The sequence below is a fragment of the Paracoccus methylarcula genome (genome assembly GCF_003007735.2).
In the GTDB taxonomy this organism is placed as follows: domain Bacteria; phylum Pseudomonadota; class Alphaproteobacteria; order Rhodobacterales; family Rhodobacteraceae; genus Paracoccus; species Paracoccus methylarcula.
Genome location: NZ_PXNQ02000007.1, coordinates 142,035 through 167,731 on the forward strand (window position 1 = coordinate 142,035; position 25,697 = coordinate 167,731).

The window sequence follows — 25,697 nt, forward strand, 5'->3', positions numbered from 1 at the left end:
CCTGCGGGGTGGGAGAGGGGTCGCGTCCGCCACCACCGCAGCCGTGCTCGGATTGCCCTGGCCGCCGCCGGAGCCGCGCGAGCGCGGTGCCGGAACCGGACGGGACGAGCTTGCCAAGACCGGAGCCGCCATGTCGGGCGATGGCCTGTCGCCGACCTCGTCCGAGGCCACCGCCATCTCGACGGCCCTGGCCACGGCATCCGCGCTGGCGCCCGGGCGCAGGCGGGGCCTTGCGCTCACATTCAGCGCGAGGCGGCCGGAAGGCTGCGGTTGAGCCGCCTGAACTGGCGGTGGGGTGGGGGCCGCTGTGGCGCTGCTCCGTTCGGGCGGGGCCGAGGCCGCAAGCGTCAGTTGCTGGGGCTGGGGTTGGGTCGCGGCGCGCGTCGGCTCGACCCGGGCGCGGCGCACGATCCGCTGCGTCAGCATGGCAGGCCGTGCGGGCCGCGTTTCGCGCACGCGGTTTGGAACGCGGGTAAAGCTCGAATCAAGCAGTTGCGCCATCACCTGGTTGCGCTGCGCGGTCGAGGTGCCGCCGAACACGGTTGCGATCAGCCGCTTGTTTCCATGCCTGGCCGACGCGGTCAGGTTGAAGCCCGCAGCCCTGGTGTAGCCGGTCTTGATCCCGTCGCGCCGGGATAGCTGTCGAGAAAGCGCTTGTTCGTGTGCGAGACATTGGCAATGCCCGCATCCGCCGTCCGGCGCGAGAACAGGTTGTAATATTGCGGGAAGTCGTAAAACAACTGCCGCCCGAGGATGGTCATGTCATGGGCGGTGGAATAATGCCCCTCCTGGGTCAGGCCGTTGGCATTGCGGAACTGCGTGTTCCTCATCCCCAGGGCATGGGCCATCTGCGTCATCTGCCGGGCGAAGGCCGCTTCCGATCCGGCCAGCCCCTCGCCGATGGCGGTGGCGGCATCATTGGCGGATTTGATCGCGGCTGCCCGGATCAGGTAGCGCAGCTCGATCTTCTGTCCGGCCCTCAGCCCCAGTTTCGAGGGCGGCTCGGCCGCGGCATTGGACGAGATCGGGAACTTGGTGTCCAGACGAACCTGCCCCCGCTCCACGGCCATGAAGGCCAGATAGAGGGTCATCATCTTGGTCAGGGACGCCGGATGAAGCTTGGTATCTGCGTTCTGCGTGTAGATGGGCTTTCCTGTGCGTGCATCCATGACATAAGCCGCGAAAGGCGCGGCCGACACGGTCACGGGCGCCATTACGGCCAGCAGGATCAGCGCCCACAGCCGGGCTGTCTGGGAAAATAGGGTCACTGTCGCGATCTCTTCTGCCTCATGCGGCGCGTCGTTTATCGCACGCCTATTGTTAATTTCCTGACTATAGCATGGTTGGATAATTCAGAAAACCGGGCAATTTACATATTTTATTGCGCTTGTTGGCCAGTTGCCTGCCCATGTCTTGCCTGCCTTGCCGCGTTACGCCGCCAAGGCATCCGGGGGCTTTCATCCCGGCATAATTTGACTATATTTTGGCCAAGGAACGCAGGGCGCCGCAATGATTGCGGCATCCCCCTCAATCCGCGAAAGGCCAGAGCTCAACCGCGATGACGCATTGGATGACCGACCCGAACGACCCGGATGAAAAATCCGATCTGGTGGTGAAGCCGCGCGTGAAATCGCAGCGGCCACCGATGTACAAGGTGTTGATGCTGAACGACGACTTCACGCCGATGGAATTCGTCGTCCATGTCCTGGAGCGCCTGTTCAACATGACCCATGCTCAGGCGATCGAGATCATGCTGACGGTTCACCGCAAGGGGATCGCCGTGGTGGGCGTCTTTTCGCACGAGGTTGCCGAAACCAAAGTGGCGCAGGTGATGGAACTGGCACGGCGTCAGCAGCACCCCCTGCAATGCACCATGGAAAAAGAGTAGACCTTGACAACATCACGATTGCAACTGGCCTTCCCGGACGGCCATCCCGGGGGCGACGTGCTGGTTTTCGGTGCCGGTGGCTCCGACGACCTGTCGCCGCTCGACCCGGCGCGAACCAGGATCGAACAGGGAAATTTCCCCGATCACCGCATGCTGAGCGCGCGCGGGTTCAGCGTGGAGCCACGGCTCGAAGGGTGCTGCGAGACCGCGGTCGTGGTCCTGCCGCGCGCGAAACCCGCGGCCCGTGCCCGTATCGCCGCCGCGATGCAGCGGCTGGAACCGGGCGGGATGTTGTGGATTGACGGCCAAAAGACCGATGGGGTCGATTCGATCCTGAAGGAATTACGGGCTCTCTTCGGCGTGGACGAGGTCCATAGCAAGGCGCATGGCAAGATTTTTCGCGTCACGCTGACCGCAGATGACCAGTTTCCCACGGATTGGGCCGCGCGGCCGGTCGAGATCGCCCCGGGCTTCGTGACCCGCCCGGGCGTGTTCTCGGCGGATGGGATCGATCCGGGTTCTGCCTTGCTGGCCCGCCATCTTCCCGAACGCCTGCCGACCCGGATGGTCGATCTCGGGGCGGGCTGGGGCTGGTTGGCGGCGCAGGCGCTCGCGCATCCGGGCGTCGAGGTGATCCACCTGGTCGAGGCCGATCATGCCGCCCTGCAATCTGCCCGCGACAATATCCCGGACCCGCGGGCGCAATTCCATTGGGCCGACGCGCGGGAGTTTCGCCTGCCCGATCCGGTCAACGGGGTGATCATGAACCCGCCTTTCCACAATGGCCGCGATGCCGATCCCAGGCTGGGTGCGGCGTTCATCGCGACGGCGGCGGGGCTTCTGACCGGGGCGGGAAAGCTGTGGATGGTCGCCAATCGCCATCTGCCCTATGAAACCGTGCTGCGCGAGTATTTCGCGCAAGTGGCGGAAATCGGCGGGGACAATCGTTTCAAACTGTTCGAAGCCAGCGGCGCGGGCCGTGGCGGGAATCGTCAAAGGGGACGCAGATGAGCCTTTCCATCCAGGGCAAGACCGCCATCGTGACCGGGGCGGGGCGGGGAATCGGCCTGGCCATCGCCAAGCATTTCGTCGAACGCGGGGCCAATGTCATGTTCGCCGATTGCGACGAGACGGCACTGGAAACGCAGATGTCGGATTACGATACCGAGAAAGGTCCGGTCCGCTATTTCGCGGGCGATCTGTCGGAACGCCTGGCAATGGCGAATCTTTTGTCGGCGACGCTCGATGCCTTTGATGATGTCGATATCCTGGTGAATGCGCATCGTTTCGTGAAGGGCTCGGATCCCCTGGATACCGATCCGGGCGTGCTCGAGGAGATGCTGAGGCAGAACATGATCTCGGTGCTGCGCCTGTCGCAGATGGTGGCCAAGCGGATGATCAAGCAGGCCGAGGATCAGGAGGACGTCTCGCAGGCCGGGGCGATCGTCAATATCTCGACGCTGGCGGCTACCCGGCCGGTTCCGGCGATGCTGGGCTATTCCATCGCCTGCGCGGCGCAGGAACAGGCGACGCGGGGGCTGGCGCTTACATTGGCGCCATACCGTATCCGCGTGAACGGTGTCAGCTTCAGCAGTGTCATGTCGCATGAGCTGCAATGCGCGCTGAAGCAAGATGGCGAGCTGCGCGGCCAGATCATCGCCGGCACACCCCTGGGCCGGATCGCCGGCGCCGAAGAGGTCGCCGACACCGCCCTTTACCTGGTCAGCGAAGGCTCGCGCTTCGTGACCGGCCAGATCATCACCGTCGATGGCGGGCGCTGCCTGGCCGATCCGGTGACGGCCCAGGTCCTGTAGCGGGCGCGCTCAGCCCGGCTGCCTGGCCGGCAGGCCGAGGCCGCCAAAGCGGATATCGCTGAGCGATGACGGGATGACGCGGGTATATTTCGTGCCCTCGATCGCAGCACCCGCCATCAGTCCCGCCTGACCGAAGATCAATGCGACGACCGGGTATTGGGCGGTCACGGTATCCGCTCCCACCGCCATGCCGCCTGCGGGGATGGCATAGAACGCGTTTGCCCCGGCGACCCAACCTGGTGCGGCGCGGAACGCGGCCAGCGCGGCATCGCTTTGGAAAATCAGCACATGCGCATATTGCTGCGCGCCAAGCTGGAACCCGAGCGTGGCCCGGGTGGCGGAATAATAGTCCACCGTCGCCCCGCCGATCCGCAATGCGCCCTGGCCATAGGCGCCGCCGACACCGATTGCCGCCTCTGTCATCAGCGGCATGTAGAGCACGCCCTTGGCGTTCTGCACCATCGATGCGGCACTGGGATAGGTCTGCATCAGGTATTGATGCGTCTGGTCCACCCGCGCATCCAGCCGGGACGCGGAATTGGTTCCCACCGCGTTACTGCAACCGGCCACGGCCAGCACGGCTCCGCCGGTTACGAGCATCCTGCGCCGGGTGATCTTTTCGAAACTGCCCATATTTTCGCCTCGCTTGCATGATCGGGCTCCTTGGTGGCCCGTTGGCGGCAGGATACGCGAGGCGCGCCGATCATGCCAGCATTTCGGCCACGGCGGGCGCGAAATAGCTGAGAACCCCGTCGCAACCGGCCCGCCGGAAGGCGAGAAGGCTTTCCAGCATCGCGTCACGCGACAGCCAGCCATTGCGGATCGCCCCTTCCAGCATCGCGTATTCGCCGCTGACCTGATAGGCGAATGTCGGCGCGGCAAAGCGATCCTTCACCTCGCGGCAGATATCCAGATAGGGCATGCCGGGCTTGACCATGACCATGTCGGCCCCCTCGGCCAGGTCGCGGGCGACGCAGCGCAGCGCCTCCTGCCGGTTGCCCGGATTGATCTGGTAGGTCTTCTTGTCGCCGACCAGCCGCCCCGATGCCCCTACCGCGTCGCGGAACGGCCCGTAGAAGGCACTGGCGAATTTCGCCGCATAGGACAGGATCGCCACGTCCTTGTGGCCTTCAAGCTCCAGCGCGGCCCGCAATGCGCCGATCCGCCCGTCCATCATGTCCGATGGCCCGAGGATGTCGGCCCCGGCCTCGGCCTGCGCAAGCGCCATCTTGACCAGCGCCTCGACCGTCTCGTCATTGAGGATCTCGCCATCGACGACGAAACCGTCATGGCCGTTGATATTGTATGGATCCAGCGCGATATCGGTCATCACCGCCAGTTCCGGCACCGCCTCCTTGATGGCGCGGATGGCGCGGTTGCCGATATTGTCCGGATCCCATGCGCGTTCGCAGGTTTCTGTCCTAAGCTCCTGATCGGAATGCGGAAAGATGCAGATCGCCGGAATGCTCAGCCGTGCTGCCCGTTCCGCCGCCCGCTTCGCCCCGTCCAGCGTCAGCCGTTCGACCCCGGGCATCGAGGGGATCTCGCCCTCGGCACCCGCGACCTCGGTGACGAAGATCGGCCAGATCAGGTTGGCGGCGCTCAGATCGGTTTCCGAGATCATGGCGCGCAGATTTGCCGTGCGGCGCATCCGGCGCAGCCGCGTGGAGGGAAAGGGGGCAATGATCGGGTTGGCCATGGCGGTATCCTCATCAGGGTCGAGGCAAAAAGGGCCGCCGGACCGGCTTTCCCTTCGCCTGCAGCCGTTCTAAGGTCGCGCGCGACCAAGGACAAGGAACCAGCCGCGTGCCGCAGATAGACGGGATCATCAGCTTTCTCGACAGCCGCTCTTTCGGAACCATCTGGTACTGGCTGGTCGTGATCGGCATGTGGTCGGTCAGTGGCCGCAATATCATCGGGGTTCCGGTCGAGATTGTCATTCGTGCCCGTCGCGCGATGTCGCGCGATGAGATGGACGGGTCCGCCTTGGTTTCGCTGCTGGACTGGCTGTCGCTGACCCTGCCGCGCTGGCAATTGGGCCGCCGCGAAGGGGCGATCTTCCTGGGAGTGACGGTTTTCCTGGTGACCTCGCTGGCGGGGCTGGGCTTTGGCCACGATCTTGAAATGGCCCAGGCCCTGACATTGCTGCTGCTGCCCTTCCTGATCCTGTTCTGGATGCGCGTTCGCCTGGCATATCGGCTGACACCCCTGCTGCAGAACGAAGAGGCGGATCAGCAGTTGGAGACCATCGCGAGGGAAGCCATTCGGCGCATGATCTGGCATCGCAGGCTGGTCACGCTTCTGTCGATCCTTGCCGTTGCGATCACCGCGCTGTGGGGAGTGCTCTGGTCGCTGATGCATCCGAACGGGATGTGACCTTGACTCCGCCGCCCCGCGCTTTACCTGACGCCCCATGTCCGACCAGTTGATCCTTTCCGGCGCGCCCGAGGGCTATGACGCCGCCCTGATCGCCCGCGAGGCGGCGCGACCTGAAAATGGCGGCGCTCCCGTCATCCATATCGCCCGCGACGACCGCCGGATGGCGGCCATGCGGGCGACGCTCGGGTTTCTTGCACCGGACCTGACCGTGCTGGATTTCCCGGCATGGGACACGACGCCCTATGACCGCGTCTCGCCCGCGCCCGCGATACAGGCGGCACGCATGGCGACATTGGCCGGTCTGGCGCAGGGGGCGGTCAGGGGGCCGTTCGTCCTGCTGACCACGCTGAACGCGGTGCTGCAGCGGGTCCCGGCCCGTGAACTGGTCGGCGGAGCCAGTTTCGCCGCCCGTGTCGGTGATCGCATCGACGAGGCGGGGCTGCGCGATTTCCTGATCCGGATGGGCTTCGTGCAGTCTCCGACCGTGACCGAACCCGGCGATTACGCCATTCGCGGCGGCATCATCGATATCTACCCGCCGGGCGAATCCGGGCCGATCCGGCTGGACCTGTTCGGCGATGTTCTGGACGGCGCGCGCCGCTTCGATCCGGTCAGCCAGCGGACGACCGAAAAGCTCTCGCGCGTCGAGATCGCGCCGATGTCCGAGGTCATCCTCGACGAGCCCGCGATCACCCGGTTCCGCCAGAACTACCGCGCCGAATACGGGGGCGGCAGCAACGATCCGCTTTATGAAGGCGTCAGCGCAGGCCGCAAGATGTCGGGGGTGGAGCATTGGCTGCCATGGTTCCACGACCGGATGGAGAGCCTTTTCGATTATCTTCCCGGCGCTTCGGTGGTGATGGACGACCATGTCGGGCAGGTCATCCTTGCCCGGCGCGAAATGATCCGCGAACAATTCCAGGCCCGCCGCGAGGCGATGGCGATGAAGGGACGCAGCGATACCGTCTACAAGCCGGTGCCGCCCGACGCGATGTTCCCGACTGACGAGGAATGGAATGGCTGGCTTGCCCCACATCGCGTGTTGCGCCTGTCGGTGCTGCCCCAGCCTCCGGGGCCGGGCGTGCTGGATGCGGGCGGACGGCCGGGGCGTAATTTCGCACCCGAACGTCAATCCGAAAATACGAACCTGTTCAAATCACTGTCGAATCATGTTCAGGCATTGCGCAAGGATGGCCGCGTCATCATCGCCAGCTTTTCCGATGGCGCCCGCGACCGTCTGGCCGGGCTGATCTCGGATGAGGGTGTCACCGGCGCGCAGGTGATCGGCGATATTCGCGACCTGCCCGACAGGCCCGGAGCCATGGGCCTGGCCGTCTGGCCGCTGGAAGAGGGTTTCACGGCGGATGGCCGCGCCCTTGGCCGGTTGACGGTGATCTCGGAGCAGGACGTGCTGGGCGACCGCCTGATCCGGGGCGCGAAGAAACGCCGCCGGGCCGAGAATTTCCTGCAGGACACGCAAGCCCTGACCCCCGGCGATCTGGTCGTGCATGTCGAGCATGGCATCGGGCGCTATACCGGGCTGGAAACGATCAAGGCCGCCGGGGTGCCGCATGATTGCGTGGCGCTGGAATATGCGGGCGGCGACCGCCTGTATCTGCCGGTCGAGAATATCGAGCTGCTCAGCCGCTATGGCCATGAAGAGGGGATGCTGGACCGGCTTGGCGGTGGCGCATGGCAGGCCCGAAAGGCGCGGCTGAAGGAGCGCATCAAGCTGATCGCCGACAAGCTGATGCGCGTTGCCGCCGAGCGCCTGCTGCGCCCCGCCCCGGTGCTGGAGCCGGAAGATCACGACTGGCAGGCTTTCTCCGCCCGCTTTCCCTATAGCGAAACCGACGACCAGGCGGCGGCGATCGAGGATGTGTTGAACGATCTTTCGGCGGGCCGTCCGATGGACCGGCTGGTCGTCGGCGATGTCGGTTTCGGCAAGACCGAGGTGGCGATGCGCGCGGCCTTTGTCGCAGCCTCCCAGGGGTTGCAGGTGGCCGTCATCGCGCCGACCACCTTGCTGGCGCGTCAGCATTTCAGGACCTTTGCCGAACGGTTCCGTGGCACCGCGATCAGTGTTCGGCCGTTGTCGCGGTTTGTCGGCGCCAGGGATGCGGCGAAGACCCGCGAGGGGCTGGCCGATGGCACGGTGGATATCGTCGTCGGCACGCATGCCGTGCTGGCCAAATCGGTGCGCTTCAAGCGCCTCGGCCTGCTGGTCATCGACGAAGAGCAGCATTTCGGCGTCGCCCACAAGGAACGGCTCAAGGAATTGCGCAGCGATATCCACGTGTTGACGCTGACCGCGACGCCGATCCCGCGCACGCTGCAACTGTCACTCACCGGGGTGCGCGACCTGTCGATCATCGGCACCCCGCCCGTGGACCGCCTGTCGATCCGCACCTATGCCAGCGAATTCGACAGCGTCACCATCCGCGAGGCGCTGCTGCGCGAAAAATACCGGGGCGGGCAAAGCTTCTTCGTCGTGCCGCGCCTGTCGGACCTGCCCGATGTCGAGCATTGGCTGACCGAGAACGTCCCCGAGATCTCCTATATCGTCGCCCATGGCCAATTGGCGGCGGGCGATCTGGACCAGCGGATGAACGCCTTTTACGATGGCAGCCATGACGTGCTGCTGGCGACCTCGATTGTCGAAAGCGGCCTCGATATCCCGACGGCGAACACGATGGTCGTCTGGCGCTCGGACATGTTCGGGCTGGCGCAGCTTTACCAGATCCGGGGCCGGGTGGGGCGCTCCAAGACCCGCGCCTATTGTTACCTGACCACGAAACCGCGGACCCCCCTGACCCCGCAGGCGATCCGGCGGCTGAAATTCCTTGGCGCCATCGACAGCCTTGGGGCGGGCTTCAACCTTGCCTCGCAGGACCTGGACCTGCGCGGGGCCGGGAACCTGCTGGGTGAGGAACAATCCGGCCATATCAAGGAGGTCGGTTTCGAACTTTACCAGGCGATGCTGGAGGAAACCATCGCCAAGCTGAAATCGGGCGAGATCGAGGGCACGCCCGAGGATGAATGGGCGCCGCAACTGAACCTTGGCGTGCCGGTGACGATCCCGGAACATTACATCCCCGATCTGGACGTGCGGCTTGGCCTTTATCGCCGCCTTGCCGAACTGACCACCAAGGTCGAACTCGAAGGTTTTGCCGCCGAATTGATCGACCGTTTCGGCGCGCTGCCGCGAGAGGTGAACACGCTCCTGCTGGTGATCCGCATCAAGGCGATGGCCAAGCGCGCCAATATCGCCCGGCTCGATGCCGGGCCCAAGGGCGCGACGGTGCAGTTCCATAACGACAAGTTCCCCAACCCGGCGGGGCTGGTGGGATTCCTGACCGATCAGCGCGGGCTGGCGAAGGTCACCGATAACAAGATCATCCTCCGCCGCGACTGGAAATCGGATGCCGACCGTATCAAGGGCGCCTTTGCCGTTGCCCGTGACCTGGCCGCAAAGGCAAAGGTGGCGAAGTGAGCGGGCAGGTCCGCTTTGATCATGGCCCGTTGCCGGGGGGCGCGCTGTTCACCGCGCCGCAGACGGTGATCCGCGCCGATACGCCAGCCGGGGTCATTCCTGCACTGGCGGCGATGGAGGCGGCGCGGGCGCGTGGCTGCTGGCTGGCGGGATACCTGTCCTATGAGCTCGGCTATGCGCTGACGCCTCGGCTTGCGCCGCTGATGCCACTGGGCCGCGATGTGCCGCTGATCCTGATGGGGGTGTTCGACAGGCCGCGCCACGCTCCGGACCTGCCCGATCCTGCCGGGATACGCCTTGCCGCGCCGCGCCCGCTCTGGTCGCGCGACCGCTATGACCGGGCGATTGCCGAGGTTCATCGCTATATCGAGGCGGGCGACACTTACCAGATCAACCTGACCTTCCCGATGGAGGCCGAGGCCGAGGGCGATCCGCTGGCCATCTATGCCGCCCTGGCGGCGCGCCAGCCGGTGGGCGAGGGGGCTTTCGTCGATCTGGGCGGCCCGGTGGTGCTGTCGCGCAGCCCCGAGCTGTTCTTTGCCACCGACCACGCGGGCCGGATCGAGACCCGACCGATGAAGGGCACGGCTCCACGCGGCGCGACCCCGGAAAAGGACCGGGCGGCGGCCGAGGCGCTGGCGGCTTCGGAAAAGGACCGGGCCGAGAACCTGATGATCGTCGATCTGCTGCGCAACGATATCAGCCGGGTCTGTCTGCCCGGCTCTGTCCGCGTGCCGAAACTGTTCGAGATCGAGCCCTATGCGACGGTTCACCAGATGACCTCGACCGTCACCGGGCAGTTGACCGATGATGCCGGGCTGAGCGACATTCTGCGGGCATTGTTTCCCTGCGGCTCGATCACCGGCGCCCCGAAAATCCGCGCGATGGAGATCATCGCGGAACTGGAACAGGCACCGCGCGGGATCTATTGCGGGGCCATTGGCTGGGCCGATCCCGCCGGACCGATGCGCTTCAATGTCGCGATCCGGACGCCAGTCATGGAGGGCGAGGGGTGTCTGCGGGTGAATGTCGGTGGCGGCATCACCCATGACAGCCGCGCCGGATCGGAATGGGAGGAGGCGATATGCAAATCCGCATTCCTGGGCCTGTCCCCGCAGGGCTGAAAGTGATCGAAACCATGCGGGCCGAGCCGGATGGCCGGATCCGCCACTGGCCGCTGCATCTGGAACGGCTGCGCCGGGATTGCGCGGCGGTGGGGTTCCGGTTGGATGAAAGCGCGGTCATAGCTTGCCTCGCCGCCCTGCCGAAGGAAGAGGTCCTGCGGGTCCGGCTGACCGTCGATGCCCATGGGCAGGTCGAGGTGGACCATCAGACGTTGCCGCCGAATCCCGATTATTGGGATGTCGTGCTTTCGACAGTGCTGCTGGAGCGTGACGATCCGTGGCTGCGGATCAAGACCTCGAATCGTCCGGCCTATGATACCGCCCGCGCGGATTTGCCTGCCGGGTGTCACGAGGCCATTTTGCTGAACGAACAGGGCGAGATCTGCGAAGGCACGATCACCAATGTCTTCCTGCGCAGGGCAGGGCGGTTGCTTACCCCCGCTGCCTCATGCGGATTGCTGCCCGGCGTGCTGCGCCAATCGCTCCTGGAAAGCGGAGAGGCCGAGGAAGCGATCCTCTATCCGGAGGACCTGACACGGGGCGAATTGTTTTGCGGCAATGCCCTGCGCGGCCTGATCCCGGCACGGCTGCAATCGGGATGAGCCCGAAAAGATAACCCGCCCTGCGCGATGCAAGGCGGGTCATGGTTCGATCACCCTTTCGGGAACTGGTTGTCAGTCCGCCGTCAGCAGCGGTGTTTTCGACTTGCCGATACGCGGGGCGTCGGGGCCGGTGATGTCGAAGGCCGGTTTGTCCTCCTCGATCTTCACCCGGACCACGCCGCCTTTCTGCAACCTTCCGAACAGGAGTTCCTCGGCCAGGGGCTTCTTGATATGCTCCTGGATGATCCGGCCCAGGGGGCGCGCGCCCATCGTGTCGTCGTAACCCTTTTCGGCCAGCCAGTCGGCGGCTTCCGGGGTCAGTTCGATATGGACATTGCGGTCCATCAGCTGCGCCTCAAGCTGCAGCACGAATTTCTCGACCACATGCACCACGACCTCGCGCGACAGCGGCGCAAAGCTGATGATCGCGTCCAGGCGGTTGCGGAATTCGGGCGTGAAGGTCCGCTCGATCGCGGCGGTGTCCTCTCCCTCGCGGCGGTCGCGGCCGAAACCGATGGCGGCCTTGGCCTGATCTGCGGCCCCGGCATTCGAGGTCATGATCAGGATCACGTTGCGGAAATCCACTTGCCGTCCGTTATGGTCGGTCAGCTTGCCGTGATCCATCACCTGCAGCAGGATGTTGTAGACATCGGGATGCGCCTTCTCGATCTCGTCGAGCAGCAGCACGCAATGCGGGTGCTGGTCCACGCCATCGGTCAACAGCCCGCCCTGGTCGAAGCCAACATAGCCCGGAGGCGCGCCGATCAGGCGGCTGACGGCATGTTTCTCCATGTATTCCGACATGTCGAAGCGCAGCAGTTCCACCCCGAGGGTCGAGGCAAGCTGCTTGGCCACCTCGGTCTTGCCGACGCCGGTGGGGCCGGCAAACAGGTAGTTGCCGATGGGCTTTTCGGGTTCGCGCAGCCCCGCCCGCGCCAGCTTGATCGCCGATGACAGCGCCTCGATGGCCGAATCCTGGCCGAAGACGACGCGCTTCAACGAGCCGTTCAGGTCGCGCAACACCTCGGCATCGTCCTTGCTGACATTCTTGGGCGGAATGCGGGCGATCTTGGCCACCACCGCCTCGATCTCCTTGGGCGAGATGGTCTTGCGGCGCTTGCTTTCCGCGACCAGGTGCTGTGCTGCCCCGGCCTCGTCGATCACGTCGATGGCGCTGTCGGGCAGCTTGCGGTCGTTGATATAGCGCGAGGCCAGTTCGACCGCCGACTTGATCGCGTCATTGGTATAGCGCAGCTCGTGATGCTTTTCGAAATGCGGCTTGAGCCCCATCAGGATCTTGATCGAATCGGGCACGGTAGGCTCGTTCACGTCGATCTTCTGGAACCTGCGGCTGAGCGCGCGGTCCTTTTCGAAATGCTGGCGATATTCCTTGTAGGTGGTCGAGCCCATGCAGCGCAGCTTGCCGCCCGCAAGCGCGGGTTTCAGCAGGTTCGAGGCATCCATCGCCCCGCCCGAGGTCGCGCCCGCGCCGATCACGGTGTGAATTTCGTCGATGAACAGGATCGCGTCGTCATGGCCCTCAAGCTCCTTGACGACGGCTTTCAGCCGTTCCTCGAAATCGCCGCGATAGCGGGTTCCGGCCAGCAATGCGCCCATGTCGAGCGAAAAGATCGTGGCACCCGAAAGCACCTCTGGCGTTTCGCCCTCGACGATCTTCTTGGCCAGCCCCTCGGCGATGGCGGTCTTGCCGACGCCCGGATCGCCGACCAGCAGCGGGTTGTTCTTGCGACGTCGGCAAAGCACCTGGATGCAACGCTCGACCTCGTCCTCGCGGCCGATCAGGGGATCGACATCGCCCTTTTCCGACTTGGCGTTCAGATCGACGCAATATTTGGCAAGCGCGGTCTCTTCCTTGGCCTCCTGCACCGGTTCGGCCTGCTTGGCCTCTTCGGGTTCGTCCGAGCCAAGCACCTTGCGCGGTTCGCTGAAGGTCGGGTTCTTGGCCACGCCATGGGCGATGAAATTCACCGCGTCATAGCGGGTCATGTCCATTTCCTGCAAAAAGAAGGCCGCGTTCGATTCCCGCTCGGCGAAAATCGCGACCAGCACATTGGCGCCGGTCACCTCTTGCCTGCCCGAGCTCTGGACATGGATGGCGGCGCGCTGGATCACCCGCTGGAAGGCGGCGGTCGGCACGGCCTCGGACCCTTCGACATCGGTGATCAGGGTGGACAGGTCATCCTCGATGAAATCGACCAGCAGCTTGCGCAATTCGTCCAGATCGACATTGCAGGCGCGCATCACCTTGACGGCGTCCGGTTCCTCGGTCAGCGCCAGAAGCAGATGTTCCAGCGTGGCCAGTTCATGTCGATGCTCGTTCGCCAGCGCAAGTGCCTGGTGAATGGCCTGTTCCAGGGAAGTCGAGAAACTTGGCACTGTCGTCTCCTGTCAGTCGGCTGGCGGTATGGGCGATGTGCCCACCGGCCCAGACTGTCATGGTAGTTTTAAGATTTGGTGGAATCGGCCCGGCTTCAAGCTGTTTTTTAAATTTGTCCGGGTTTTTTGCCACGGCTGAGGCAAATGTGATGTCGCCCTGTGCTGTTTTCAAGATCCGCGTTCCGGCAGTGGTTCTTTGCAAACCTCTTTGAAAAGCCGTCAGAAATCATCCTTCATCCTGCGCAGCCGTGCGAAAACCTCGACATCGGGGGCATTTTCCATGTCCAGTTTTTTACGCAGTTCCTTGACACGCAGAAAGGGATTCGTCGCCCGTTCCTCGGCAAGCGTGGCCGGAGAGCAGGGCAGGCGATCCGCCTCGGTCCCGGCGAGCCTTTCGCGCAGCGCGTCATTGCCCGGATCGACCGAAAAGGCGAAGGCGCCGTTGGTCGCGCAGTAATCATGGCCCGAGCAGATCAGCGTTTCGCCGGGCAGGGCGTTCAGGCGTGTCAGGCTGTCCCACATCATCGCGGCATCGCCCTCGAACAATCGCCCGCAGCCCATCGCCATCAGGCTGTCGGCGGTGAAGGCATAGCCCGATTTCGGGAAATGGAAGGCGACATGCCCGACCGTGTGGCCCGACACGTCGATGACATGGACGGTCTCGCCCAACACTTCCAGCGTCTCGCCCGGCGCCACGCGGCTATCAAGAGGCGGCAGCCGATGCGCGTCGGCCGCCGCTCCCGTGACCTGCGCGCCGGTCCGGGCCACGATCTTGGGCACGCCGTCGATATGGTCTCCGTGGTGATGGGTCAGCAGGATCATGTCCAGCCCCCAGCCCCTCCGGTCCAGTTCCGCCAGGATCGGCGCGCTTCGGGGGCATCTATCAACGCAGTGCCCGCCTCGCCATGGAGAAGATAGGCATAATTGTCCCTGAGGCAACGAATGGTGATCAGTTCCAGCGGCATTGGCAAATCCTTCCCCATATGATGAGTATGAATCTGGCAAAAGCATGGCCGGGGCGCAATGCATCACGATATCGAGGATCTGCGGCGTTTCTATTACCAGCGGGCATTGGGCCGCGTTGTGCAGCGAATCCTGCGCGACCGGCTGACCGGGCGCTGGCGGTCCGGCAGTTGCAAGGGCATGAACGTGGCGGGGTTCGGCTTTGCGGCGCCCATGCTGCGACCCTATCTGGAGACCGCGCGCCGGGTCACGGCCCTGATGCCGGGGCCGCAGGGCGTGATGGGCTGGCCGGCGGGGCAGCCCAATCACAGTGTCCTGTGCGACGAAACCGCCTGGCCGATCGAGACAGGAAGCATCGACCGCCTCGTGATGCTGCATGGACTCGAGACCAGCGATCATCCTGCGGCCCTGCTGGCAGAAGCGTGGCGGGCGCTCGGTCCCGGTGGCCGGATGATCGTGATGGTGCCGAACCGGGCGGGGCTCTGGGCGCCTCCGACAGCACCCCTTTCGGCCTTGGCCGAAGCTATACCGCGGGACAGTTGGAAGGGCAGACGCTGAGGGCGGGATTCGTGACCGAATGGCATGGCTCCGCGGTCTATATCCCGCCTTCGGACCGGCGCTTCTGGCTGCGCAGCGCCCAGATGTGGGAGCGGACCGGGGCGCGGATCAGCCGCGTCCTGATCGCCGGGGTCGTGCTGATCGAACTCAGCAAGCAGGCCCGGGGTCCGGTCGGGCCGGGCGTCAAGATGCAGGTGCCCAGTCCACTGGACATCCTGGACGGGGTGACGCGGCCGCGCCCGGTCAGGTCGCCCAATGCAAGGGGAAGGATCATCGTCGCGCCGCATGGCCGGGCCGGGCAGGTCGGATCGAATGGCTGAAATCGCTGCGGCACAGCCCCGTCGGGGGCGGGGAATCACATCCGTCGCTTGACCCTGACAGAACGCAGTCCAGGCCGCGTTCCGGCTGCCCTGCGACAGCCTGTCGCACCCTGCAAGGCGGGTTGCCGCCTGCCCGAAAGGCCATCTCTTCAAGGGCGGCGCGGCCTTGGCCACACAGGCTCTCATTTCCGTGTGCTAAATGGTTGCCGGTCGGTAAACGACCTGCTAGAGACTGCGCAGAATTCAGGACGGCCCTCCAAAAGCCGTGCGACCGCGACCCGCACCCCGCGACAGACCGGACGAAGCTCCGGCCCGCCAGCGGGGTTGCGCAAACGTAAAGGATGACCGTGGCCAACTCTGTTTCCATGTCCCAGAGCATCGCCGGGCGCTATGCGCAGGCCGTCTTCGACATCGTGAAGGACGAAGGAGGGCTGGACGATCTGGCCCGCCAGACCGACGAGTTGCAGAACGCGCTGGACGAGAGCGCCGATCTGCGCGACCTGATCGCCTCTCCGCTTTATTCCCGGCAGCAGCAGGGCGGCGCCATTGGCGCGCTGGCCGCGAAGATGGAATTGTCGGCGGTGCTGTCGAACACATTGCAGCTGATGGCGCGCAACCGTCGCCTTTTCGTGCTGCCGCAACTGATCGGACGCCTGCGCGACCTGATCGCGGAAGAGCGCGGCGAGGTGACCGCCGATGTGACCAGCGCCGTTGCCCTGTCCGATGAACAGCAGCAGCGCCTGACTCGGACGCTGGCCGACAAGTCGGGCAAGAAGGTCAAATTGAATACCCGCGTAGATGAGGGGCTCATCGGCGGTATGATTGTCAAGCTGGGCTCGCAGATGATCGACAGCTCGATCCGCTCGAAGCTCGCCTCCCTGCAGAATGCTATGAAAGAGGTCGGATAATGGGAATCCAGGCAGCCGAGATTTCGGCGATCCTCAAGGATCAGATAAAGAATTTCGGACAAGAGGCCGAGGTGGCCGAGGTCGGACAGGTGCTGTCGGTCGGTGACGGTATCGCCCGCGTCTACGGCCTCGACAAGGTGCAGGCCGGCGAGATGGTCGAGTTCCCCGGCGGTATCCGGGGCATGGTGCTGAACCTTGAGACCGACAATGTCGGTATCGTGATCTTCGGCGACGACCGTTCGATCAAGGAAGGCGACACCGTCAAGCGCACCCGCTCGATCGTGGACGTTCCGGTCGGCAAGGCCCTGCTGGGCCGCGTCGTTGACGGTCTCGGCAATCCCATCGACGGCAAGGGTCCGATCGAAGCCGAGGCCCGCAGCGTGGCCGACGTCAAGGCGCCGGGCATCATGCCGCGCAAATCGGTGCACGAACCGATGGCGACCGGCCTCAAATCGGTTGACGCGATGATCCCGATCGGCCGTGGCCAGCGCGAGCTGATCATCGGCGACCGCCAGACCGGCAAGACCGCCATCGCGCTGGACACCATCCTGAACCAGCTCAACTACAATGGCCGCGAAGCCGAGGGCATGAAGACGCTGCACTGCGTCTATGTCGCCGTCGGCCAGAAGCGTTCGACCGTCGCCCAGCTTGTCCAGAAACTGGAAGAGACCGGCGCGATGGCTTACACCACCGTTGTCGCCGCGACCGCTTCGGACCCCGCGCCGATGCAGTTCCTTGCCCCCTATTCGGGCACCGCGATCGGTGAATATTTCCGCGACAACGGCATGGATGCGCTGATCATCTATGATGACCTGTCCAAGCAGGCCGTCGCCTATCGCCAGATGTCGCTGCTGCTGCGCCGTCCGCCCGGACGCGAAGCATTCCCGGGCGACGTTTTCTACCTGCACAGCCGGTTGCTGGAGCGTTCGGCCAAGCTGAACGAGGATCACGGTTCGGGCTCGCTGACCGCGCTGCCGATCATCGAGACGCAGGCGGGCGACGTGTCGGCCTATATCCCGACCAACGTGATCTCGATCACCGACGGTCAGATCTTCCTCGAAACCGACCTGTTCTTCCAGGGTGTCCGCCCGGCCGTGAATACCGGTCTGTCGGTGTCCCGCGTCGGTTCCTCGGCCCAGACCAAGGCGATGAAATCGGTCGCCGGTCCGGTCAAGCTGGAACTGGCCCAGTATCGCGAGATGGCGGCCTTCGCGCAGTTCGGCTCGGATCTCGACGCCGCGACGCAGCGCCTGCTGAACCGTGGTGCGCGCCTGACCGAACTGATGAAGCAGCCGCAATACCGCCCGCTGACCAATGCCGAGATCGTCATCGTGATCTATGCCGGCACCAAGGGCTATGTCGACAACGTGCCGGTGCGCGAGGTCGTGGCCTGGGAAGAGGGGCTGATCCAGTTCCTGCGGAACCAGAAGAAAGCCCTGCTCGACGATATCACGATGAATGACCGCAAGGTTGCCGGTGATCTCGAGGATGCGATCAAGGCGGCGCTGGACGATTACAACAAGACCCGCGCCTGAGAGGGGGAATAGATGCCCAGCCTCAAGGATCTCAAGACCCGGATCGAAAGCGTCAAGAACACGCGGAAGATCACCAAGGCGATGCAGATGGTCGCCGCGGCGAAACTTCGCCGCGCGCAGGACGCAGCCGTTGCCGCCCGTCCCTATGCCGACCGGATGGCCGCCGTCATGGCCGGCCTGACGGCCGGTGCGGCAGGATCGGAATCGGCACCCCGGCTGCTGTCGGGCACCGGCAGCGACCAGCGGCACCTGCTGGTCGTGATGACCGCAGAGCGGGGCCTCGCTGGCGGTTTCAACAGCTCGATCGTCAAGCTGGCCCGGACCCATGCCGAAAGGCTGCGCGGGCAGGGAAAGGATGTCACCATCCTGACCGTCGGCAAGAAGGGCCGCGAACAGCTCAAGCGTGAATATGGCGATCGCTTCGTCCATCACGTCGACCTGTCCGAGGTCAAGCGCGTCGCTATGAAAACGCCCGCGACATCACCGACGAGGTTCTGGACCGGTTCGAGAGCGGCGAATTCGATGTCGCCACGATCTTCTACAACCGGTTCGAATCGGTGATCAGCCAGGTTCCGACCGCCCGCCAGATCATCCCGGCCGAACCGCCCGAGGGCGAGGACACGGCCTCCGCGTCGTCGCTTTACGAATACGAGCCCGGGGAAGAGGCCATTCTGGCCGAACTCCTGCCGCGCTCGGTCGCGACGCAGATCTTTGCGGCGCTTCTGGAAAACGCGGCGTCCGAGCAGGGCGCGCGGATGAGCGCCATGGACAACGCCACGCGCAATGCCGGCGACATGATCGACAAGCTGACGACCGAGTATAACCGCTCTCGTCAGGCGGCGATCACCAAGGAACTCATCGAAATCATTTCGGGCGCCGAGGCGCTCTGACCGTAACGCAGAGGTGACAACATGGCAGAGGCCAAAGGAAAGATTACCCAGGTGATCGGCGCCGTCGTCGACGTGCAGTTCGAAAACGAACTGCCGGCGATCCTGAACGCACTGGTGACCGAGAACAACGGCAAGAAGCTGATCCTGGAAGTGGCGCAGCATCTGGGCGAGAATACCGTCCGCGCCATCGCCATGGACTCGACCGAAGGTCTGGTCCGCGGCGAACCGGTCAGCGATACCGGCGGCCCGATCTCGATCCCCGTGGGCGACGCGACCCTGGGCCGGATCATCAATGTCGTCGGTGAGCCGGTGGACGAGGGCGGTCCGATCACCGCATCGGAAACCCGCGCCATTCACCAGCCCGCGCCGGATTTCGCCGCGCAGGCGACCAGCTCGGAAATCCTGGTGACCGGCATCAAGGTCATCGACCTGCTGGCGCCTTATTCCAAGGGCGGCAAGATCGGCCTGTTCGGCGGTGCCGGCGTCGGCAAGACCGTTCTGATCATGGAGCTGATCAACAATATCGCCAAGGTGCACTCTGGCTACTCGGTTTTCGCCGGTGTCGGCGAACGGACCCGTGAGGGTAACGACCTTTATCACGAGATGGTCGAGTCGGGCGTCATCAAGCCGGACAACCTGCCCGAGTCGCAGGTGGCACTGGTCTATGGCCAGATGAACGAGCCTCCGGGAGCCCGCATGCGCGTTGCCCTGACCGGCCTGACCCTGGCCGAGCAGTTCCGCGATACCTCCGGGACCGACGTTCTGTTCTTCGTCGACAACATCTTCCGCTTCACGCAGGCGGGTTCCGAGGTGTCGGCGCTTCTGGGCCGTATTCCTTCGGCGGTGGGTTATCAGCCGACGCTGGCCACCGACATGGGCCAGATGCAGGAACGCATCACCTCGACCAAGCAGGGCTCGATCACCTCGATCCAGGCCGTCTACGTGCCTGCCGATGACTTGACCGACCCGGCCCCGGCCACGACATTCGCCCACCTGGACGCCACGACCACGCTGTCGCGCGCGATCTCGGAGCTTGGCATCTACCCGGCCGTTGACCCGCTGGACTCGTCCTCGCGGATTCTCGACCCGGCCGTCGTCGGCGAAGAGCATTACCAGGTGGCCCGCGACGTTCAGGGCATCCTGCAGAAATACAAGTCGCTGCAGGACATCATCGCCATTCTCGGCATGGACGAGTTGTCGGAAGAGGACAAGCTGACCGTGGCCCGCGCTCGGAAAATCCAGCGCTTCCTGTCGCAACCCTTCGACGTGGCCAAGGTGTTCACCGGCTCCGACGGCATCCAGGTGCCGCTCGAAAAGACCATCGCCTCCTTCAAGGCCGTGGTTGCCGGGGAATATGACCACCTGCCCGAAGCCGCCTTCTACATGGTCGGCGATATCGAGGACGCCAAGGCCAAGGCCGAGCGTCTCGCGGCCGAAGCCGCATAAGGAGGCAAAATGGCCGATAGCATGCAGTTCGACCTCGTCTCGCCGGAACGGAAACTTATTTCCGTCCCGGTGCGCGAGGTGCGCCTGCCGGGCACCGAGGGCGACCTGACCGCCATGCCCGGCCACGCGCCCGTCATCGTTTCCCTGCGTCCCGGCCTTGTGACCGTGGTCGCCGATGATGGCGCCAGCAATGAATTCGCCGTGACCGGCGGCTTTGCCGAGATCAATGCCGAATCCGTCAGCCTTCTGGCCGAGCGCGGACATCCCCGTGAAGAGATCACGCAAGAGATCTTCAACGAGATGATGACCGAGGCACATCGCAAGAAGAAGGCTGCCGAGAAGAAGGCCGAGATCCATTCGGCGGGCGAGGAATTCGTCACCGCCGCCATCAAGCTGTTGGCGGATATGGAGGCCCTTGGCACCCATATCGGACTGGATCCCAACCAGGCGTCGATACCTGATTGATCACGTCTCGGGGCCGGGTCTGGCCATCAGAATTTCAAGCCCCGGTAGAAACCGGGGCTTTCGCTTTTTTAACTTCGCATTATACAATCGCGGGTTAGGAGTGGGGGATAATGCAGAAGTTCGGACATACGGCGGTTGGTGCAACGCGTGGATCGGTGCAGCTTTTCTCTGCATTCGAAGATAACGGCATCATGTGGTCCGGGAACGGTCCCCGCCAAGAGGCGCGGAAAGTGAAGTTTTCCGAACCTTTCCTGTCCTCGCCTCTCGTCCATGTCTCGATCAGCATGTGGGATATCGAAAGCGGTGCCAATCAACGCGCCGATATCTCGGCAGAAAACATCACGCCCGAGGGGTTCGAGATCCATTTCCGGACCTGGGGCGATACCCGCGTCGCCCGGATCCGCGCCGATTGGATGGCCATCGGCTCGGTCCGGCACGAGGATGATTTCGACCTGTAGGACACTTGGTCCCCGTGGCAACCGGGGGCATTGCGCCCCCGGACCCCCGCAAGGTATTTGCGCAAAGAAGAACGGCGCGTTGTTTCCGGATGCTCATGACGGGCATTCCGTGCCGGATTGTCAGCTCTCGTCCTTCTCGGGAAAGGCTTTCTTGCAGGCCTGGACATAGGCCTCTGCCTGATCGGCCAGCTTGGCCTTGCGCGCGGCGAGCCCGTCGCGCTTGCGGGTTTCGGCGGCCGGATCGATCGGCACGCGGTAACGTTCGGTATCCACGTAATCCCGCCAGCAGGGGGTATAGGTGACATGGACATTGCCGTCCTTGTCGCGATGGACATCACGGCACTGTGTCAATCGGTCACGTATGACCTGCCGCTCTTCCCAGGCATAACCGCGCTCAAGATTACCCTCGACCTCGGTCAACAGGCGGCTGACATCGCGGTATTCGCGGGTATGCTTGCTGATGCAACGTTCCTGCGGTGTGCCGCAGGCGGCGACAAGCAAGGGCAGGGCCGCGATCAGGAACAGGGTGGAGTTGCGGGGCATGGCCAGTCTCATTACAGCGGGTCGGGTAATGCTAACCGCCCGGGCATGGGTTTGACAATTCACTATCGAGGGTCACATGGACGATCAACGCCGCCGCGCCGCCGACTGGTTCCGTGAATTGCAGCAGCGCATCACGCGGGCCTTCGAGGCGCTGGAGGATCGCGGGCCGGGCGATGCCGAACCCGGACGCTTCGACGTCACCCCGACCAAGCGCGAAGAGGGCGGCGGCGGAGGTCTGATGGCCGTCATGCGCGGCGGGCGGGTCTTCGAGAAGGTCGGCGTGAACTGGTCCGAGGTTCACGGCACGCTGTCGACCAAGGCGCAATCCGCGATGGCCGCGCGTGGCCTGCCGGGAATGGGCAGCGATCCGCGTTTCTGGGCCAGCGGCATCAGCCTCGTGGCGCATATGCAGAACCCGCATGCCCCGGCTGTCCACATGAACACGCGGATGTTCTGGACCCCGGGTGCATGGTGGTTCGGAGGCGGCACGGATCTGAATCCCTGCATCGAATATCCCGAGGATACCGCGCATTTTCACGACACCCTCCGCGCCGCCTGCGCCCCGCATGGCGCCGAATATTACGCGCGTTTCAAGGCATGGGCGGATGAATATTTCTACATTCCCCATCGCGGCCGCGCGCGCGGCGTCGGCGGGATATTCTACGATGATCTCAACAGCGGCGAATGGGAGGCCGATTTCGCCTTTACCCGCGCCGTGGGCGAGGCCTTCCTGCTCGCCTTCCTGCCGCTGGCCGAAAAGCGCATGGCGCAGCCATGGGACGAGGCCGACCGTGAAACCCAGTTGATCCATCGCGGGCTCTATGCCGAATATAACCTGGTTTATGACCGGGGCACGAAATTCGGGCTCGAGACCGGCCACAACCCCGATGCCGTGCTGATGAGCCTGCCGCCCCTGGCGAAATGGCGGTAGGCTAGGCCCGCTCGTCCTTGGGGCTGTCCATCACGACATGTGTGGTCATGGTCGCGATCCACGGAAAATTGCCCAGCACATCGGCGTGAAACTCCTTGTAGGCAGCCAGATCCGCCAGTTCGACCCGCAGCAGGTATTCGACCGCGCCGGTGATGTTATGGCATTCACGCACGGCGGGGGCGGCAAGGCAGAGCCGTTCGAATTCCTTTTGCGCCCCGGTCGAATGTTTCGACAGCCCGACGGTGACATAGGCGGTGAAGCCGACCCCGCGCGCCTGCGGGCTGGTGACCGCGCGATAGCCCGAGATGATCCCGCGCCGCTCCAGATCCTGGACCCGGCGCAGGCAGGCCGAGGGCGACAGCCCGACTCGGGCCGCAAGCTCGGTATTCGGCAGGCGACCGTCGCGGCGCAGTTCTTGCAATATCCGGTCGGTGATCTGGCTGTTTGCGCTCATGGATTGCCATTTTAAGGTATATATCGCCGCAATAACAACCTAATTGCGATCAAGAAGCGTTATGATTGCGCTGTAGAACGGAGAGGCGCAATGAATACCGAAATGCTGCTGGCCCTTGCGGGATTCGCCTTCGTCACCTCGGCGACGCCGGGGCCGAACAACATGATGCTGATGGCCTCGGGGGCGAATTTCGGGATCCGGCGGACGGTGCCGCATATGCTCGGTGTCGCATGGGGATTTGCGCTGATGATCGTGCTGGTCGGGCTTGGGATAGACCGGCTGATCGCCGCGAACCCGGCGCTTGAGACCGCGCTGAAATGGATCAGCCTCGCCTATATGCTGTGGCTCGCCTGGAAGATCGCCCATGCCGCGCCACCGCAGCAATCCGGGGAAACGGCGAGGGCCCGTCCATTCACCTTCCTGCAGGCCGCCGCCTTCCAATGGGTGAATCCCAAGGCCTGGGCGATGGCACTGGGGGCGCTGTCAGCCTATGCGGCGGGGGTAGGTGGTGCGCTGGTGGTCGGGGCGGTCTTCGCCGTCGTCAACCTGTCCAGCGTGTCGATCTGGGCCATGTCGGGACAGGGATTGGGGCGCCTGCTGACCACGCCGGGGCGATTGCGCCTGTTCAATGTCTCGATGGCGGTTCTGCTGGTGGCTTCGATGCTGCCGGTTTTGTGGGCCTGATCAGCCTTTCAGCGCATGGCTGGCGCCGTGCTGCTCCCATTCCGCATCCGGCACGATCACCAGCTTGCCCATGAAATCCGCTCCGCGATCGACAAAGAGCCGTTCGGCCTCGTGCAGTTCCGACAGTTTCATCGTCCCGGCCAGCACCGGGCGTAACCTCCCCGTGCGAATCCAGTCGATCAACTGGCGCGCCTCGGCCCGCGTGCCATGAGATACGCCGAAGATCTGCACCTGGTTCAGGTAGATCTGCGTCCACAGGACCTGCGTCACATTGCCCGCCGAAGCCCCGGCAATGGCCAGCCGCGGAGGCGTCCTGCGTGCGCCAAGGTCACGGCACATCGCGGCGATCAGACCCGGGGTGATGTCGCCGCCGACGAGATCCATCACCGCGTCGATGATCCGCCCGCCGGTCGCCCGCGCGATCTCGGCAGGCCAGTCCGTCACCCCCGTGCGGTCGATCACCGTCTTTGCCCCAAGTGCATGCAGCGCCTTGGCCTTGCCGGGACCCGAGACCGCATGCGGCACCGCGCCGATCACCCGGCACAACTGGATCAATGCGGTGCCGACCCCGCCTGATGCACCGGTGATCAGCACATGCTCGCCCGCGCTCACCCCGGCAGAGGTCAGCATGTGATAGCCGGTCTGCCACGAGCACATGCCAAGGCTGGCCAGTTCGGCATCCGACAGGTCGGGGTTGGGGACATGATGGACCTGGTCGGACGGAAAGACGCCATATTCGGCAAAGCCGCCATCCGCGCCATGACCGTAATAGTCCGGCGTCAGGTTCAGATGCGGATCATCGCCGCGATAGATGTTGAAATCCAGCAAGCCGCGCTCGCCGATCCGCGTGGGTGCTACGCCCTCACCTGCGGCCACGACATGACCCACGACATCCGCCCCCTGGATACGCGGGAATCGCAATGTCTCGCCCGCCATCCGGAAACTGGTCGCCACGCCGGTGTCCTGCGTGGCGTAAAGACCCTCGCGCACCTTGCGGTCGGTATTGTTCTTGGCGGTGGCGGTGATGCGCAGCAGGACCTCGCCCGGTCCGGGCTCTGGCACCGGCATGTCGGTCCGCCATTCCAGCGCATCGATCCCGCCATGCCGGGTCAGGACCATCGCCTGCATGTATCGCGGAATCATCGCGGCGTTCCTTTCGTCATATTTATCGTGGACCTGCCGAAACGCATCCTGAACCAGGTCTTCTTCTCTGTCCAAATACCTCACGGGACGCGACTCAATCGGCCCCGGTGATATCCCGTCCCGCTTCATCACCCCTTCGCAGCAGTTTCAGCCGGTCCGCCATGGTCACCACGCCATCCCGAACGACGGCGCAGAGGATTCCGCGCAGGCGCAGACGGGGATGATCCTCCATGTTGATCCAGCGATAGGCATCCTCGCCGTAACGGCTCCGCCATTTGACACAGGCCGTGTTGAAAACGGCAGAGACCTGCAGCACCGCGCTCCCGGCCTCGATCAGGCTGCCGGGGGGCAGGTTGTCCAGGCTGGTGTCCAGATCGGCCACGATCGGATCGCCCGGATGCGGTGCGGCATCACCCGGCTGCCAGACCAGGTCGCAAACGCGGGAGGGCAGGATAGAGACCTGGATCGCCGGATCGGGCCGCCCATCGGGCAGACGCAACCAGGGATGCCGCAGCCACCGTTCGCCGGGAATGCCCTGATCGACGGTGAGGTGCAGCCGGTCCACGAATACACGCTGCCCGAAATCCGGGCGCTGGCACAGGTAGCGGATCGGGGCGTCATCCCGCGGTGCGCTGCATATGTGGGGCATCGCGGCCATGAGATCGCGAAGCGGTGGATGGCGTTTGATCGGCTGCGGCATGA

General features: G+C 64.3%; 22 protein-coding genes and 4 pseudogenes. 17 read left to right on the forward strand and 9 right to left on the reverse strand.

Translation table 11 applies throughout. The features are described from left to right. Window positions 1–52 precede the first annotated feature (52 nt). Window positions 53–274, forward strand: a complete 222-nt coding sequence (locus tag A7A09_RS21515; protein WP_245999333.1) for a hypothetical protein — start codon at window positions 53–55, stop codon at window positions 272–274. A 155-nt stretch (window positions 275–429) separates the two neighbouring features. Here the strand turns inward: A7A09_RS21515 and A7A09_RS21520 are convergent. After that, window positions 430–1,214, reverse strand: a pseudogene (locus A7A09_RS21520) (D-alanyl-D-alanine carboxypeptidase family protein); the annotation flags it as partial. Between the two features lie 356 nt (window positions 1,215–1,570). Here A7A09_RS21520 and clpS point away from each other — a divergent pair. Genes clpS through A7A09_RS12480 form a run of 3 tightly spaced genes read left to right on the forward strand, consistent with a single transcriptional unit; the run spans window position 1,571 to window position 3,702 of the window. Beyond that, entirely contained in the window at window positions 1,571–1,888 is a 318-nt protein-coding gene (clpS, locus tag A7A09_RS12470; RefSeq protein WP_106691814.1) for an ATP-dependent Clp protease adapter ClpS, read from the forward strand. Between the two features lie 3 nt (window positions 1,889–1,891). Further along, on the forward strand, window positions 1,892–2,899 hold the full coding sequence (locus A7A09_RS12475; RefSeq protein WP_245999321.1) for a class I SAM-dependent methyltransferase: 1,008 nt from the start codon (window positions 1,892–1,894) through the stop codon (window positions 2,897–2,899). Continuing rightward, entirely contained in the window at window positions 2,896–3,702 is an 807-nt protein-coding gene (locus tag A7A09_RS12480) for an SDR family NAD(P)-dependent oxidoreductase (RefSeq protein ID WP_106691711.1), read from the forward strand. The genes A7A09_RS12475 and A7A09_RS12480 overlap by 4 nt, the downstream gene beginning before the upstream one ends. Before the next feature lie 9 nt (window positions 3,703–3,711). On the opposite strand, the gene A7A09_RS12485 is transcribed toward A7A09_RS12480, so the two are convergent. Next, window positions 3,712–4,335, reverse strand: coding sequence for a lipid-binding SYLF domain-containing protein (locus A7A09_RS12485; protein ID WP_106691712.1), 624 nt, complete (start codon window positions 4,333–4,335; stop codon window positions 3,712–3,714). 70 nt (window positions 4,336–4,405) lie between these two features. After that, window positions 4,406–5,401, reverse strand: coding sequence for a porphobilinogen synthase (gene hemB, locus A7A09_RS12490; RefSeq protein ID WP_106691713.1), 996 nt, complete (start codon window positions 5,399–5,401; stop codon window positions 4,406–4,408). Between the two features lie 107 nt (window positions 5,402–5,508). Here hemB and A7A09_RS12495 point away from each other — a divergent pair, with 107 nt between their 5' ends. The 4 genes from A7A09_RS12495 to A7A09_RS12510 are packed head-to-tail and all read left to right on the forward strand — an operon-like array spanning window position 5,509 to window position 11,300. Beyond that, window positions 5,509–6,078 (forward strand): hypothetical protein, encoded by a 570-nt coding sequence (locus tag A7A09_RS12495; RefSeq protein ID WP_106691714.1) that lies wholly within the window; start codon window positions 5,509–5,511, stop codon window positions 6,076–6,078. Between the two features lie 37 nt (window positions 6,079–6,115). Next, complete coding sequence (mfd, locus tag A7A09_RS12500) at window positions 6,116–9,574, forward strand: transcription-repair coupling factor (RefSeq protein ID WP_106691715.1); 3,459 nt, start codon at window positions 6,116–6,118, stop codon at window positions 9,572–9,574. Next, on the forward strand, window positions 9,571–10,698 hold the full coding sequence (locus A7A09_RS12505; RefSeq protein WP_106691716.1) for an aminodeoxychorismate synthase component I: 1,128 nt from the start codon (window positions 9,571–9,573) through the stop codon (window positions 10,696–10,698). Before mfd ends, A7A09_RS12505 begins: the two co-directional genes overlap by 4 nt. Then, window positions 10,659–11,300, forward strand: a complete 642-nt coding sequence (locus A7A09_RS12510; RefSeq protein WP_170167095.1) for an aminotransferase class IV — start codon at window positions 10,659–10,661, stop codon at window positions 11,298–11,300. Before A7A09_RS12505 ends, A7A09_RS12510 begins: the two co-directional genes overlap by 40 nt. A gap of 72 nt (window positions 11,301–11,372) precedes the next feature. On the opposite strand, the gene clpA is transcribed toward A7A09_RS12510, so the two are convergent. Together clpA and gloB are read right to left on the reverse strand one after the other, a co-directional pair. Beyond that, window positions 11,373–13,697: an ATP-dependent Clp protease ATP-binding subunit ClpA gene (gene clpA / locus A7A09_RS12515; protein WP_106691718.1), complete on the reverse strand. Its 2,325-nt coding sequence runs from the start codon at window positions 13,695–13,697 to the stop codon at window positions 11,373–11,375. Between the two features lie 219 nt (window positions 13,698–13,916). Next, window positions 13,917–14,662: pseudogene (gene gloB, locus A7A09_RS12520) on the reverse strand (hydroxyacylglutathione hydrolase). 58 nt (window positions 14,663–14,720) lie between these two features. On the opposite strand from gloB, the pseudogene A7A09_RS12525 reads away from it, so the two are divergent. The 7 genes and pseudogenes from A7A09_RS12525 to A7A09_RS12555 all read left to right on the forward strand — a co-directional run bounded on the left by A7A09_RS12525 (window position 14,721) and on the right by A7A09_RS12555 (window position 21,240). Further along, window positions 14,721–15,538: pseudogene (locus tag A7A09_RS12525) on the forward strand (class I SAM-dependent methyltransferase). 341 nt (window positions 15,539–15,879) lie between these two features. Beyond that, window positions 15,880–16,446, forward strand: coding sequence for a F0F1 ATP synthase subunit delta (locus tag A7A09_RS12530; protein WP_106691719.1), 567 nt, complete (start codon window positions 15,880–15,882; stop codon window positions 16,444–16,446). Next, the gene (gene atpA, locus A7A09_RS12535) at window positions 16,446–17,981 is read left to right on the forward strand and encodes a F0F1 ATP synthase subunit alpha (RefSeq protein ID WP_106691720.1); all 1,536 of its coding nucleotides are present in this window, start codon (window positions 16,446–16,448) and stop codon (window positions 17,979–17,981) included. The genes A7A09_RS12530 and atpA overlap by 1 nt, the downstream gene beginning before the upstream one ends. A 12-nt stretch (window positions 17,982–17,993) precedes the next feature. Continuing rightward, a pseudogene (locus tag A7A09_RS12540) lies at window positions 17,994–18,871 on the forward strand (F0F1 ATP synthase subunit gamma). Window positions 18,872–18,892: 21 nt separating this feature from the next. Further along, window positions 18,893–20,317: a F0F1 ATP synthase subunit beta gene (gene atpD / locus A7A09_RS12545; RefSeq protein WP_106691721.1), complete on the forward strand. Its 1,425-nt coding sequence runs from the start codon at window positions 18,893–18,895 to the stop codon at window positions 20,315–20,317. A gap of 9 nt (window positions 20,318–20,326) precedes the next feature. Continuing rightward, window positions 20,327–20,782, forward strand: coding sequence for a F0F1 ATP synthase subunit epsilon (locus A7A09_RS12550; RefSeq protein ID WP_106691722.1), 456 nt, complete (start codon window positions 20,327–20,329; stop codon window positions 20,780–20,782). Window positions 20,783–20,892: 110 nt separating this feature from the next. Further along, entirely contained in the window at window positions 20,893–21,240 is a 348-nt protein-coding gene (locus A7A09_RS12555; RefSeq protein ID WP_106691723.1) for an H-type lectin domain-containing protein, read from the forward strand. Window positions 21,241–21,360: 120 nt separating this feature from the next. Here the strand turns inward: A7A09_RS12555 and A7A09_RS12560 are convergent, their stop codons facing one another. Next, window positions 21,361–21,783 carry a hypothetical protein gene (locus A7A09_RS12560; RefSeq protein WP_106691816.1) on the reverse strand — a complete coding sequence of 141 codons (423 nt, stop codon included), beginning with the start codon at window positions 21,781–21,783 and terminating at the stop codon, window positions 21,361–21,363. 76 nt (window positions 21,784–21,859) lie between these two features. Between A7A09_RS12560 and hemF the strand changes: the two genes are divergently transcribed. After that, window positions 21,860–22,714, forward strand: coding sequence for an oxygen-dependent coproporphyrinogen oxidase (hemF, locus tag A7A09_RS12565; RefSeq protein ID WP_170167096.1), 855 nt, complete (start codon window positions 21,860–21,862; stop codon window positions 22,712–22,714). A gap of 1 nt (window position 22,715) precedes the next feature. On the opposite strand, the gene A7A09_RS12570 is transcribed toward hemF, so the two are convergent. Then, window positions 22,716–23,168 (reverse strand): Lrp/AsnC family transcriptional regulator, encoded by a 453-nt coding sequence (locus tag A7A09_RS12570; protein WP_106691725.1) that lies wholly within the window; start codon window positions 23,166–23,168, stop codon window positions 22,716–22,718. A 90-nt stretch (window positions 23,169–23,258) separates the two neighbouring features. Here A7A09_RS12570 and A7A09_RS12575 point away from each other — a divergent pair, with 90 nt between their 5' ends. Beyond that, the gene (locus A7A09_RS12575) at window positions 23,259–23,852 is read left to right on the forward strand and encodes a LysE family translocator (RefSeq protein WP_106691726.1); all 594 of its coding nucleotides are present in this window, start codon (window positions 23,259–23,261) and stop codon (window positions 23,850–23,852) included. Here A7A09_RS12575 and A7A09_RS12580 read toward each other — a convergent pair whose 3' ends face one another. Both A7A09_RS12580 and A7A09_RS21090 read right to left on the reverse strand, forming a co-directional pair. Further along, window positions 23,853–24,995: a zinc-binding dehydrogenase gene (locus tag A7A09_RS12580; RefSeq protein WP_170167097.1), complete on the reverse strand. Its 1,143-nt coding sequence runs from the start codon at window positions 24,993–24,995 to the stop codon at window positions 23,853–23,855. A gap of 94 nt (window positions 24,996–25,089) precedes the next feature. Further along, window positions 25,090–25,695, reverse strand: coding sequence for a hypothetical protein (locus A7A09_RS21090; RefSeq protein WP_211341121.1), 606 nt, complete (start codon window positions 25,693–25,695; stop codon window positions 25,090–25,092). Window positions 25,696–25,697 lie beyond the last annotated feature (2 nt).